This is a genomic window from Flavobacterium endoglycinae (assembly GCF_017352115.1).
In the GTDB taxonomy this organism is placed as follows: Bacteria; Bacteroidota; Bacteroidia; order Flavobacteriales; family Flavobacteriaceae; genus Flavobacterium; species Flavobacterium endoglycinae.
In genome coordinates this window covers 3,237,061-3,250,272 of record NZ_CP071448.1, presented here as the reverse complement: position 1 = coordinate 3,250,272, position 13,212 = coordinate 3,237,061, and the positions used below count along the sequence as shown (strand labels likewise).

Annotated in this window: 13 protein-coding genes; all 13 read right to left on the bottom strand. The window is 27.9% G+C overall.

Translation table 11 applies throughout. The features are described 5' to 3' along the window. Positions 1-89: 89 nt before the first annotated feature. The 13 genes from J0383_RS14320 to J0383_RS14260 all read right to left on the bottom strand — a co-directional run bounded on the left by J0383_RS14320 (position 90) and on the right by J0383_RS14260 (position 13,212). The gene (locus J0383_RS14320) at positions 90-1,121 is read right to left on the bottom strand and encodes a polysaccharide biosynthesis protein (RefSeq protein WP_207294690.1); all 1,032 of its coding nucleotides are present in this window, start codon (positions 1,119-1,121) and stop codon (positions 90-92) included. Between the two features lie 44 nt (positions 1,122-1,165). Next, positions 1,166-2,446 (bottom strand): glycosyltransferase family protein, encoded by a 1,281-nt coding sequence (locus J0383_RS14315; protein ID WP_207294689.1) that lies wholly within the window; start codon positions 2,444-2,446, stop codon positions 1,166-1,168. 14 nt (positions 2,447-2,460) lie between these two features. Continuing rightward, positions 2,461-3,717, bottom strand: a complete 1,257-nt coding sequence (locus tag J0383_RS14310) for an O-antigen ligase family protein (RefSeq protein ID WP_207294688.1) — start codon at positions 3,715-3,717, stop codon at positions 2,461-2,463. A 76-nt stretch (positions 3,718-3,793) separates the two neighbouring features. Further along, the gene (locus J0383_RS14305; RefSeq protein ID WP_207294687.1) at positions 3,794-4,972 is read right to left on the bottom strand and encodes a glycosyltransferase family 4 protein; all 1,179 of its coding nucleotides are present in this window, start codon (positions 4,970-4,972) and stop codon (positions 3,794-3,796) included. A 4-nt stretch (positions 4,973-4,976) separates the two neighbouring features. Continuing rightward, a complete protein-coding gene (locus J0383_RS14300; RefSeq protein WP_207294686.1) occupies positions 4,977-5,729 on the bottom strand; it encodes a glycosyltransferase family 2 protein in 753 nt (250 codons plus the stop codon). Beyond that, positions 5,717-6,400, bottom strand: a complete 684-nt coding sequence (locus J0383_RS14295) for a CatB-related O-acetyltransferase (RefSeq protein WP_239023074.1) — start codon at positions 6,398-6,400, stop codon at positions 5,717-5,719. Before J0383_RS14295 ends, J0383_RS14300 begins: the two co-directional genes overlap by 13 nt. Positions 6,401-6,402: 2 nt before the next feature. Next, the gene (locus J0383_RS14290) at positions 6,403-7,305 is read right to left on the bottom strand and encodes a hypothetical protein (protein ID WP_207294685.1); all 903 of its coding nucleotides are present in this window, start codon (positions 7,303-7,305) and stop codon (positions 6,403-6,405) included. A 47-nt stretch (positions 7,306-7,352) separates the two neighbouring features. Further along, positions 7,353-8,759, bottom strand: a complete 1,407-nt coding sequence (locus tag J0383_RS14285) for a lipopolysaccharide biosynthesis protein (RefSeq protein ID WP_207294684.1) — start codon at positions 8,757-8,759, stop codon at positions 7,353-7,355. 31 nt (positions 8,760-8,790) lie between these two features. Next, positions 8,791-9,855, bottom strand: coding sequence for a sialidase family protein (locus J0383_RS14280; protein ID WP_207294683.1), 1,065 nt, complete (start codon positions 9,853-9,855; stop codon positions 8,791-8,793). A gap of 16 nt (positions 9,856-9,871) precedes the next feature. Then, positions 9,872-10,564, bottom strand: a complete 693-nt coding sequence (locus tag J0383_RS14275) for an acylneuraminate cytidylyltransferase family protein (protein ID WP_207294682.1) — start codon at positions 10,562-10,564, stop codon at positions 9,872-9,874. Then, positions 10,565-11,611 carry a nucleotidyltransferase family protein gene (locus J0383_RS14270; protein ID WP_207294681.1) on the bottom strand — a complete coding sequence of 349 codons (1,047 nt, stop codon included), beginning with the start codon at positions 11,609-11,611 and terminating at the stop codon, positions 10,565-10,567. 30 nt (positions 11,612-11,641) lie between these two features. Further along, positions 11,642-12,313: a PIG-L deacetylase family protein gene (locus tag J0383_RS14265; RefSeq protein ID WP_207294680.1), complete on the bottom strand. Its 672-nt coding sequence runs from the start codon at positions 12,311-12,313 to the stop codon at positions 11,642-11,644. 8 nt (positions 12,314-12,321) lie between these two features. Continuing rightward, a complete protein-coding gene (locus J0383_RS14260; protein WP_207294679.1) occupies positions 12,322-13,212 on the bottom strand; it encodes a formyltransferase family protein in 891 nt (296 codons plus the stop codon).

The following is a 13,212-nucleotide window of genomic DNA, read 5'->3' as shown; positions in this document are numbered from 1 at the left end:
AAATTTAATAATAGATTATCCTAAAATCTATTACTCCAAAACTACACAATACTTATTTTAATGTTAATCGATGCAATTTTTTCAAAGAATTATCCCGGCATCTGAGGAACATCTTCTCCAAAAACTTCTTTTCTTATTAATGGTAAAGTCGATAACAATTTTTTCATCCCCTCAACATTTTGTTGATATGTATTGTGAGAGTGATAATCCTCTATTAAAGAAATGTCTTCTTCACCTTCTGAAAAATACTGTGCATAATTTAAATCTCGATTATCAGCTGGAATTCTATAAAATTCTCCCATATCTTCTGCTTTAAGCATCTCTTCACGAGTACATAATGTTTCGTAAAGTTTTTCTCCATGACGTGTCCCTATTACTTTAATTTCATTATCGGCATTACAAAGTTCTTTCAATGCTTGGGCCAAATCACCAATAGTTCCTGCTGGAGCCTTATTAACAAAGAGATCACCCGGGTTTCCATGTTCAAAAGCGAATAAAACTAATTCAACTGCTTCATCAAGTGACATTAAAAAACGAGTCATTTTAGGGTCAGTAATAGTAATTGCTTTTCCTTCCTGAATTTGACTTAAAAACAGCGGTATTACAGATCCACGAGAAGCCATCACATTTCCATATCTAGTAAGACAAACTGTAGTATTCTGTAAATTTCTTGAAGCAGCTACGGCAACTTTCTCCATAAGTGCTTTAGAAATACCCATTGCATTAATAGGATATGCTGCTTTATCTGTACTCAAACAAATTACTTTATGTACTTTATTTTCTTCCGCAGCATCAATAACATTCTGCGTCCCAATTACATTAGTTTTAGTTGCTTCAAGGGGAAAGAATTCACACGAAGGCACCTGCTTTAATGCTGCAGCATGAAAAACATAATCAACACCACGCATAGCACGTTCAATGCTTTTATAATCCCTTACATCACCAATGTAAAACTTAAGTTTATTATTCTTTAATCGATTACGCATATCATCTTGTTTTTTTTCATCTCGAGAAAAAATACGGATTTCTTTAAAATGATCTGTCTCAAGAAATCTACTTAATACTGCATTCCCAAAAGAGCCAGTGCCCCCTGTTATTAATAATATTTTATTTTTAAACATATTAAAATTTTATTTTGAATTCTGTAACTATTATCCTTATAAAATCACCTGGATAAAAAGTTTAAATATTTATCTGCTACCGTTTCTAATAAGTAATTTTTTAAAATTTCTCTTAATTTACTTCTATCAACTATTTCTTTTCCATTAAAAAAGGTAATCAATTTTTCTAGAGTTATATCATTATTTATTTCACCTGGATAGATACTCAGACTTAAAGGATATTGCTTTAATAATTCTGCAGATGTATCATTCTCTATGGTACAAATATTTAGAATCTTCTTACTTGAATACATATATTCTATAAGTTTACTAGGTTCTTGATACTCATTACTATTTCCTATATTTAAAAGAATATCGGCATTTTTTATAACTTTATTTACTTCTTCTCTAGTTATGAAATTATTAAGATGTATATAATTACTTAGTAATTCCGGATATTTAGCAAATTCATCTTTTGTATCTGTAAAATCGCCATAAAAATCAATTTCTATTTTAATATCAGGATATTTTTTTAGCAAATTATCAAGTAAAACAAGTAAGTTTTTAGGAGATCTTGTGGCCTGAGACAAAGTACCCAAAAACAGTAAACGAATTTTTTCATTTTCAATAGTTTTACTGTAATCAAATTCTACAGGAATAAAAATGTTATTATTAACACCTATCTTATGTTCTAAAGCAGGAAAAAGAGAAACATATTTTTTTTTTATTTTTTCTGTGAGTACAGAATTAAAATCTGCACGTTTAAATATTTTGTTTTCGTATGATACATTTAACCTGTTATACAAGAAAAGGTTATTAACTCTCGCATTAAAGCAAAAAGGGTCAATTGTATCCGCTAGCCAATATAGGTTTGGAAATTTCTTTTTAAGTTTATCTCCTATCCTATGAGCAGAAAAAGTCCATGAAGCTGTAATAAGTTTATCTATATTATGTTCTTCTATAATTTTAGACGCCACCGGTACAGCAGAGAAGGTCCATAAAAAAGAATGATCTGGCCAATAAATATTCGACCATGTAGCATTATAAATTTTACGAATGAGTCCCTTGAGAAAAAATTTAACCCCTTTATTATCAATTTTAGATTCTACTATAGGATTATTGATACTTTCTCTATATTGATATTTCAAATTACCAATAAAATATTCTGTTGTTCTATATATTTTTACTCCATCTATTTCTTCATATGCTAAATACTGATTTTTATCGGCAGTAACAACATAAACTTCGGCACCTTTATTAACCCAACTTTTGGCTATATTAAACCAGCGATAAGTATTAGGTTTTCCTTCTGGATAAAAATCATACGATAATATTAAGATCTTCATGGCAATATTGGTGACTATGAGGCAATGTTATTTATTACTATTATTTCTTTATTTTTTAATCCCCACATTAACATTGCTGCAGACATTAAAGAATATCGCATATCTTCATTACTATAAAACATTATTAAGACTAAAAAAATTAAAACTCTTATTACAAGCGAATTAGATGTTTTTTTTGCAAAACTGAATAACATATAAACAAATAAAAATCCTGTAAAAATACCATACACTGCTAAAATTGTGGTTATGGTGTTGGTATTATTTCCAATATCTAATGATACACCAATTAAGGCTAAAGTAGCCTTCGAAAATGTTAAAGGATATATCTTTATACCTACTCCAAAAAGAAAGTTCTCTAAAAATATATTAAAATTGGCTAAAACAGAAACACCTCTGGCTAAAGAACTACCTTCACCAATAGAATCCTTCCCAATTTTATCAAAGATCATATTGTAGAATTCTGCTGAAGATAAAATAAACAAAACGGCAAGCATAATTAATCCTAAAATTATTGCTTTATTTTTTAATACCACCTTTTTAGTGCTTTTAATAAACAAGTACGCAAATAAGATTGTTCCTAATATTATAAAGGCTGCTGTCGAAAATGTAGAAACAATGGCAAGAATGAATACTAATAAATAACGTCTATTTATTTCTTCCTTAAAAAAAAGTTCTAAAATTACTGCAAAATTCAAATAAATCATAAAAACGCCAGGCTCTCTAAAAATACTCATATTTCTGATATATGTATTCTCGAATGAAACCATACAAATACCTAAATTATAAACATTTGCACCAGCTGAATTTGTTTGCATGGGAAATATTTGAAAAATAGAGCTAGATATATTTGAAATTATAAAAATTAATAACGAAACAAAACTTAAAGTGTAAACTATTTTTAAATAAACATAAATAAATTGTTTACTTGAATAAAAATTGACCACTAGCAAAGCTAAGAAAAACAACCATATTTGATATAAATAGCCCCCAGATATATCAAAATTATAAAAAGAGGTCAATATTATAAAAAATACAATCAAATAGAAAACTAAACTACTTTTTGTTAAAGTAGTAAGGAATTTCAAATTGGTAACAGACAACAGATAAACCGTTAAAAGTAAATAAATTATATATTTAGCTAGTAAATACACATAATTTTCATTAGTTCCAAAATTAAATGTATCATCAGATATATATATTATTATAAAAAGAACAATATAATGTGAGAATTTTAAGTTACTTATACTTTTATCTTTTAATCCTTTTATCATTATTTGGTAATACTACTTTGCAGAATTATGACATAAATAAACTATAAATCATATCAGTACAAATGAAATTTATCTTTTAAAATTTATTAATGATTACTTGCACTGATAGATTTTTTTGCATTAATTTTTGAAATGTTTTTTTTGCATTACAACACATTTCACTATACTCAAAATCACTCATGATTGACATATAATTTATTGCGTCTGCCAATTTTTTTGGATGTTTATTATTAAAAAAAATACCATTTGTGTGATTAACAATCTCATTCATTCCCTCAATGTTTGAAACTATAACTGGTTTACTTTTAAAAAAAGCTTCCAGAATTGGCAATGCCGCATGTGGCTTAGAAAATGGAGAAATAACTCCTCTACAATTATTGTAGTAGCTAAAAACATCATCAACCATACCTACGTTTATAATTCTCTGAGATCTTATTAGTTCATTTTCTAAAGAATTTACTTTCCAGTAAAAAGGATCGAAAATAGCAAAAAGTTTATCCAATCTACTTTCTAAATAATTATGATTCCCTCCTAGAAAAAAAATCTTTATATTTTCATTTAGATATGGCAAAGATTTAACAAATTGCTCAAATCCTTTAATTCTTTGACTACCGCCTAAATACAAAAAATATATAAACTGAGGCTGAAGTAAAATCTCTTTATCGTCGGCTCTATTTTTGGATACAATAGGGTCATATATTACAGTTGTTTTTTCCAATAGTCCAATCCTTTTGCTATTGTCCTTAGAAATTGCAATAATCCAGTCGCAATATTTAGAAACATTTCTTTTAATTATATTCTTTCTAAACCCAAAAAGACCTTTAGCTAATGGTTCGCGTATATGAATTATAACTTTTTTATTCAGATTCTTCGCTGCTCTAGACCAGTCTGAAATAAAGGTTGAATTTAAATATACAATATCATATTCAAAATTTAGCCTTTCTAACTCTCTCTGAGCAAAATAATATTTATTTAAAAAGAATGTAACTAAATTTTTAACCATTCTTATAGAACTAGCAACGTTAAAGTATGATGCCTCACTATGTAAAAACAAACTATAATATTTCTTATAATTTATCGAATATGGAAGAAAAACGTCAACTCCTGTGTTTTTTATATAAGTAACTGCTTCGCTGTCAAAAACACAAAAAACCTTGACATTATTTTTTAATTTAAGTTCATCAATTAAACCTAATAATGCTATTAACCCTCCCCCTACACCTATTCCATGATGAATTATAAGAATATTTTTCAAGTTTTTAATTTATAGTTTTACTATTAGTGAAATTTACAGGTACTAAAGTTTTTAAAAATTTAAATAAATATAAAATTTTAGCTGATAATGGAAAGTGTACATTAACTATTATACTAACTCTTTCCTTTAAATACTGTTTGCTAATTCCTGTGGAGATTCCACCAAGAGCAAACGTGGAAATTGATTCATTAATGTACTCAAACTTATATCCTTTTTTAAACATTTTTAGAAAAAAATCATAATCTGATGAAATCTTATAATCAAGAGAAAATGGTGTTTCAACTAAAAGTTTTGTTCTTACAAAAGAACTTTGATGACAAAAATTAAGAAGATAGTTTATTTGATCTAACGGTCTAGCCACATCTACAAAAAGAGAGTCATCTTCCTTTTTAATTATTACATCCCCATATATAATACCACATTTTTCATCTTTCATTACTTCTTGTAAAGAATCAAAATTGTGAATTGCGAACTCATCTCCTGCATTCATGAAATTTATCCACTCTCCTTTCGCCATTCTGGCTCCTTTATTCATTGCATCATAAATACCTTTATCTGGTTCAGAAATCCATCTAGTAATTTTATCTTTATATTTTTCCACTATAGCAACTGTATTATCAGTACTACCGCCATCTATAATGATAAATTCGTAATTTTCGAAATCTTGATTTACTACACTTAAAATAGTATTTTCAATTGTTTTTTCACAATTAAAAACTACTGTTACAATAGAAATTAAAGGACTTATAGATTCCATTTATTAAAACTTGAATTCATTAATTGTTTTATATCATGGAATAATAAAACGTTTTCTTTTACAACTTTATAATCAAAATCCCACCATTTTAATTTTAACAAAAAATCAATTTCATTTTGCTCGAATCTATATTTAATTAATTTACCTGGGACTCCTCCAACTACACCATATGGAGGTATATCTTTAGTAACTACAGCTCCAGCAGCAATTATCGCACCATCGCCAATTTTTACTCCACCAACTATTGTAACATTCTCTCCAATCCAAACATCATTACCAATCTCTATACTCCTATATTCTTCAAAATAAGATTTATCTACAAAGGCAATTTGAGACTGCTGCGATAATGAATAAAATACAGGGTGTGTTGACACAAAAATTTTGCTGGGATGAAAGCCTAAACCACATTTTACATTACTAGCTATTGAACAATAATTTCCTATTTTTGTATAGATAATTGAGCTATTAGCAGCAACATACGTAAAGTCGCCTAGAGTTACATTACTTAAGATCACATTATCATAAATTGTGTTATATTTTCCGAAATAAGTTTTGTCGACTGTTACCATATTCCCTAACCTCAGCTTTTCATTTGCTCTTTCGATTTGGTTTTTCCTAAGGTAATATTTAAACTTAAAAGGAACTATTTTTTTTAAAAGACGTAATACCATTATTAGCTATTTATGTAGTTTTTTCTTTCAAATGCATCAATAAAAGAGTTCTCGGTAGCATTCCAAATTTTAACTTTAAAATAGTCTGCGTATTTTCTTAACTTATGATAACCCTCAAACATCAAAGCGTAATCGCGTAAAATCTCATGCATTTTATATATACTACCATCAACTCTAGTAAAAACATTATAGTTTATTTGTTTAGCGTCATAAAAATGATAGTCTATTGTACAAACATCATTTTTTTCATTAACAAATAATTGTTTTGTCCAAGAGTGATCAGAACCTAAAATATTAATTTCTGAAAAGCCAATATTAATTGAGATGAAGATTGATGATATTAATACATTCTGTATTGGAGGAGCTGCTAAACCTTTTTTAAATAATAAGTAATTTAGATATTCAAATCCTTTCATCGAAATAACCGTTGTATTAAAGTCCACTATCTTCAAAAATTTATTGCTTTTTAAAACATCAGTTAGAATATTATTTTTCAACGCATTAGAAGGAACAAATATTGTCATATTCCAACTTGTGGTATCTCTAATAATTTCTAATATCTTTTTACAATTTCTTACAACTTCACTATTTTCATTAGAACTCCAATATGCTGGATCAGCAAAAACATAATATTTAGGTTTTATAATATTAAAGTAATCAGATGTCGCAAAATTATTTACAACAAAAATATTTTTATCGATAAAAAAGTCACAATTACCATCCAAATCATTCTTTAAAGATGGTCCGTTTCCAAATATATAACAAGTTCCGAAATCATTAATTGAAGGCAGCTTTACAGTATATTTACTAAAAACCCCAACTTTTAATAGGGAAAAACAGCTAAAAATAAATTTATATATTATTTTTAATAGATGAATTATTATGCGTTTAAGCTTAGTTTTCATATTTATTATTCCATTGCATTACAAAATATAAATTTAATGTCGTTAATTTATATTTTGTCTATTTTCAAAATTTTAAACCAATAAACAATTAGGGATGATAAAAACAATAGGGTTATAAAAATTTTATACAAAACATTTAAATCAATGACTAATAAAACTATAATAAGACAAATAATCGTCAAGAAGAACCATATTACAGGTCTAAAATTTGTAATAGCTATTTCTTTATAATCATTTAGAAAAAATGTGCCATAGCCCATTATCAAATAGCTAATAAACAACACAAAAGCAGGAACTTTTATCCCGTAATGGGGAATCAATAATATATTTAATAATATACAAAAAATCCCAGCCCCAAAAGTAACTTTCCATAAATTTTTTGTTTTCTCTCTATAAAATAAAACAGTCGAAATGCCGAAATACATAGGTCTATAATTATGACACATAATAAAAACTGCTGATAAGAAATAGGCTGTCTTTAATTCATCGTTGTTTATCATTAATACAAAAATTTCCTTTAACCAAATACATCCAACTGAAGATATAACTAATAAAAAGAACTGAACCCCCCAAGTAAGATTGCGTACGTCATTATATTTTTTTTGTTTAATTTGTTCAGAAATAATAGGTGAAGCGGCTGTATTTATAGCTCCAACAACCAACGCCATTAATCCTCCAAATGATGCTGCAAAACCATAATACCCAATTTGTGCTGTACTTATCAAGAAAAATTTTAAAAGTAAACTATCTGCTGATCCTAATAAAAAACCGCTATAAAAATGTGGAATCATAGGTATAGAAATACTCAGCCCTTTGAGAATTGTCTTTTTCTTAAATTTATAAATTGGCTTAATTTTCAATTTATAATGTAATGGATACCAATAAGAAAAATGCAACAACAACATTGATAAGCAATTGGCAATAAACCATCCCATATAATGTAAATTTAAAATTACAATAGTATAATAGTTTAAAGAAATTGTTATAAAAGATATTGCTATTGTTCGAATTACAACCTGCTTAGGTTTTTGATTGAGCTGATAATACATTTGTCCTAAAACATCAGCAGGACCAAAGCAAACTATTGGAACAATATTAAGTATTATAATCCATTCTAAATTATCTCTCGCCTCATCAGGGATCACAAAATAAATCACTAATGCTAATAAAATTGAATAAAAAATCATCCAAATATTCAAAAAACCATAAAACTGCCCCCATTTAATTTTGTAATGATTAGTATGATGATAGAATGCATTGCTTAAAGGTAATTGCAATCCTAACATTGCCAAAACACCTATTAATGCCACACTCGAATTCATTAAAGATTGAACTCCATAGTCTTCTGTTGTCAGAACCTTTGTAAAAATAGGTAACATTAATAAACCTATTATTTTAGGCACAAATGGACCAAGTCCATAAATTAGACTATGTGATATTACTTTTTTAAACATCTAAAATAGTTGTAGTATTTTTAAAAGGTTATTATAATTCCAGTTTATTTAAGTTTATTCTTGATAAATAGATAGAACTTCCTGTAGCTTGTTCATGAGAAGAATAATAACTAATCCATAAGAAATCATCTTTTTGAAACATACCTGGGTAAGAGCAATCCCCACCACTTTCGAATGTCATTATTTTTTTATATTTTTTTACATTTAAATCATAATATCCTAAAATTAATTTATTATTCTCTCTACCAGATAATAATATTCCATCTTTGTAAAAGATAAAATTAGGGCCTCCAAATTGATTTATAGGTATTGTATCTATCCATTTCCAAGTAGCCCCTAAATCCTTAGATATTCCTAACAAAGCAGTTTTATATTCTCTACGTACTATTGTATAAAAAAGACCATCATTATTAACTCTAATTGTTGCTTCGGAAGGGTAGCCTTCAATTGGAGAAATTGAATTTATATGAGTAAAATTGAATCCATCATCACTTAAATAAAAGGTAAATATATTTTGTTGAAAATTATAACCGAAAGAATATGCTCTATTTTTATACCAAGTTATCCTCCATGGGTAGGTCTGATTGCCTTTTATTTTTGCATCAATAGAATTAGAATTATTATCTAAGTAAATATCTTTGAAAGATTCCCATCCTAAATCAGAGTTATAGTCTGCTCTAAAGTCTTTAAATTCAGATGGGTCTGAAACATTCTGCATTTTATATTTTGTGCCATGAGTAATTAACATTAATTTTTTATTATTTATAGAAAATTTTGGATCTCGTAAATCAAAACCATCACTTTTATATATTTTTGCTAAATCCCAATCATCAGCATTTGAGCTAGAAATTATTCTGACTATTCCATTTTCTCCAAAAATATGTTTATCTGATTCCCTATAAGTTAAAAACCATTTATCATCGAAAAACACTAAATCTGTAAAAGCTTTATGTTTTTTATCTATTGGAGTTATTCTTTTTGTTAAAATGACTTCATTTGATTTTTTATCAAAAACTTTAGGTTCTGGCTGATCATCAACATCAGCACATGAAAGGAATAAAACTAGAATGAAAAAGTGATAGTATTTTAGCTCCATATAATCTATGTGTCTCCTAATTAGTGTTAAAGTTTGAAAAATAATACTCTAATAATATCCAATCTGCCATTGTATCAACATCAACACTTCTTTCATTTGGCATTATTACTTTTTTAATTCTCTTGAATTCATTCATCGATCCTTTTTTGAGAGATAAAACATTCATTAAATACATTGAGCCATTGAAAGCAAATACATTAGGGCAATCTTGTCTACGTTGAAAATTACTAATTTTACTTTTCACTAAAAGTCCATTTTTGTCTTCTTCAAAAAGTGTAAAATAAGGATTCTCCTTAGACTCTTTTACAGTCACAACCATATCCGTATCATTATCATAGGATAAAATTACATTGTCCAAATCTGTTTTTGCCCTTAATGGAGAAGTAACCTGTAGTAACATAACACAATCAAAAAACTGACCTCTTTCTTCATAAAACTTTAAGGCATGAATAATGACATCATAAGTAGTCGCTGTATCTGTAGCTAATTCAGCAGGTCTCTTAAAAGGAATTTCAACTCCTAAGTCTTTAGCAATTGAAAAAATAATATCATCATCTGTTGATATACATAATTCATCATTCTCTTTAATATTTTTTAACACAAATTCAATAGTATGAGAGATGAGTGGTTTATCTCCTAGAATCTTAGTATTCTTTCCTGGTAGTCCTTTTGATCCAGCACGCGCTGGTATTATATACAGTATTCTCATTTACAAACTTATGAGTTTAACATCTATTTGCGCTTTTTCAAAATCTTCATGTTTACCTACATCTAACCAATAGCCAATAAATGGAAAAGAAATTACTTTTAAATTTTTATTTATGAGCTCTTCCATTAAATCAGTTGCATTAAAAAAAGTATTTTTGGGTATATATTGTAACATATCTTTTTTAAACAGATAAATTCCACCATTCGAATAGTAAGTATATGTAGGCTTTTCTTTAAAACTTTTTACTTGACCTTTAGTCGTTTCTAAAACTGCATATGGAATATTTACTTGGTAAGGTATTGTCAAAACTGCTAAATCAGCTTCCTCTCTAATAAATTCCAAAAAAAACTGTTCATAATCAATATTCGTTAATAAATCAGAATTGGTAACTAATATAAAATCATGTTCAAAATTTTTAATTTGAGAAACTGCCCCTATAGTTCCTAAAGGTTCATCTTCCCAAACATATTCAATCTTAACATTTTTTGTTTTACCATCACCAAAATAATTTTCAATTTGTTCACCTAAATATTTAACAGAAATCCAAAAATCATCAATTCCGAATAAAGCTAATCTATCAAGATTATGTTCCATAATTGCTTTGTCTCCAACTTTTAAGAGAGGCTTTGGAGTATAATTTGTAAGGGGTTGTAATCTTTGTCCTCTTCCTCCTGCCATAATTACAGCGTCTATAGGTAAGTATGATTTAATTATTCTAAAATTAATGATATTTACAACCTTCCGATTTTCATCCACTACAGGAATAATTCTAAAATCACCTTTCCGATATTCTATTATTTTTTCTAAATTATTTTCTCCTTTAACAATGAATCTCGGGTTCTCCTGTATAATATCGTCAATTAAACTATCGATAGTAAATCCTTTGATTAATCCTCTTCTAACATCTCCATCAGTAAGAGCTCCAATTAATTTATCATTAACATCTACTACAAATAATATAGCATCTTGAGCCAGTATATTTAATTGCAATAAGGCTTCTTTTATTTTACTTCCAGAAAGAATCAAATGATCTTTATATACTCTCATAATTTTTTAATTCAAACTATTTACCTTAAATTATTTATCGATATATTTCAACAATTGAAATGACTCTGCGTATTTAACACCAACACTTGCTCCACGAAAGTGTGCTAAAGCTTTGATATTTTCTAAGGATCTGGGAAAAGGGTGCTCTGCAATTTCTGATTCAAAAACTTTCATAATTTCAAGTTTTTGATCAATATAATCAGTAATATCAACAAAGTAATTTGGTAAAAAAAGTTTCTCTGCTAATGCAGGGGCAAATTCAGTTTCAGATATACATTCATACATGAGAATTTTTTTTATAAAAGGATATCTAAAAGACTTTGTACAAGCCATTACTGCATCAAAAATGACTCTATGATCCGAATGTGCATCTGATCGATTTAAACAATAAATTATTTCTGGTTTTACCTCACCAAAAATTTCAGAAATTTCAGGAACCATTTTCAATAAACTGCTTGAAGATAAAGTCATTGTTGGATAATCTAGAAAAAAGGTCTTCTCTATTCCCAGTAATTTTTCAACTTGTTTAATCTCTTCTTGCCTGCTATCTACTCTTTCTTTTGAAAAACCTTGGTTTTCAAATACATTTGTAACAATAAGCCAATATACATGGTCTCCATTATTTACGTGCTTTAAGATTGTACCTCCTGCACCTAAAGTTTCATCGTCTGGATGAGCTGAAACAACTATAATATTTTTCATTTTTTTTATTAAAGTATATATGATCCTACTTCAGGTAAGTCAATGAATTCATGTTTTACTAACCAAATAGCAGAATCGCCAGTCTTTACTTTGATTTTATTATCTTTTATATTTAGTACTTTTCCAGGTTCTAAATTATCCCGTTCTCCAATATCTTCGCTAATTTCTACTTCCCAAACAGTAATATTTTTATTTTTATATTCTAAGTGAGCACCTATGTAAGGCTTAGTTAATCCCCTCACTAAATTGCAAATTGTCTTCGTTGCTAGTCTAAAATCAATTATCCCATCTTTAGCAGTTCTTTTACGCCAACTATTGCCTTCACTTTCAGTTTGTTTGATTCTGATAAAAGTGTTATCTTTTAATTTAGAATGAAAATCTTCAATTTGTCCTAAAGCTATATCAATTAATTTAGCATATAAACTAGTTGCATCATCTTCAAAAAGTATTTCAAACTCTTTTTGAGACAATATATCTCCAGTATCAGCACCTTCATCCATAAAGAAAAAAGTCGAACCAGATTTTTCTAGGCCTAGTATTTTTGCCCAAATTAACGGATGCCTTCCCTTATTATTTGGTAGTAATGTGGGATGATATCCAATTACTCCTAGAGGAGCAATTTCAAGAACATTCGATTTAATCAAATTTGACCATCCAAAACAAAAAATTACGTTTGGAGCTAAGTTTTTTATCCAATTTACTGTCTCCTCCGAATTTATATCTAAAGTATAATGAAATGATATCTTATTAATTTCAGCAATGGGTTTTAGGTCAAAAAAATCATTATTAAAATTTGATTCTTTTTTGGTAATTACACCAACAATTTCGGCTCCAATAGAAATCAATTTATCTAAAGCTTTAGCAGAAAAAATCACAGACCCTATATAAACTATTTTCAT

Coding starts and splice junctions, on each gene's coding strand:
- J0383_RS14315 (WP_207294689.1), bottom strand. CDS start 2,446: ATGAAGATCTTAATATTATCGTATGATTTTTATCCAGAAGGAAAACCT.
- J0383_RS14280 (WP_207294683.1), bottom strand. CDS start 9,855: ATGGAGCTAAAATACTATCACTTTTTCATTCTAGTTTTATTCCTTTCA.
- J0383_RS14290 (WP_207294685.1), bottom strand. CDS start 7,305: ATGAAAACTAAGCTTAAACGCATAATAATTCATCTATTAAAAATAATA.
- J0383_RS14285 (WP_207294684.1), bottom strand. CDS start 8,759: ATGTTTAAAAAAGTAATATCACATAGTCTAATTTATGGACTTGGTCCA.
- J0383_RS14320 (WP_207294690.1), bottom strand. CDS start 1,121: ATGTTTAAAAATAAAATATTATTAATAACAGGGGGCACTGGCTCTTTT.
- J0383_RS14270 (WP_207294681.1), bottom strand. CDS start 11,611: ATGAGAGTATATAAAGATCATTTGATTCTTTCTGGAAGTAAAATAAAA.
- J0383_RS14310 (WP_207294688.1), bottom strand. CDS start 3,717: ATGATAAAAGGATTAAAAGATAAAAGTATAAGTAACTTAAAATTCTCA.
- J0383_RS14295 (WP_239023074.1), bottom strand. CDS start 6,400: ATGGTATTACGTCTTTTAAAAAAAATAGTTCCTTTTAAGTTTAAATAT.
- J0383_RS14300 (WP_207294686.1), bottom strand. CDS start 5,729: ATGGAATCTATAAGTCCTTTAATTTCTATTGTAACAGTAGTTTTTAAT.
- J0383_RS14275 (WP_207294682.1), bottom strand. CDS start 10,564: ATGAGAATACTGTATATAATACCAGCGCGTGCTGGATCAAAAGGACTA.
- J0383_RS14260 (WP_207294679.1), bottom strand. CDS start 13,212: ATGAAAATAGTTTATATAGGGTCTGTGATTTTTTCTGCTAAAGCTTTA.
- J0383_RS14265 (WP_207294680.1), bottom strand. CDS start 12,313: ATGAAAAATATTATAGTTGTTTCAGCTCATCCAGACGATGAAACTTTA.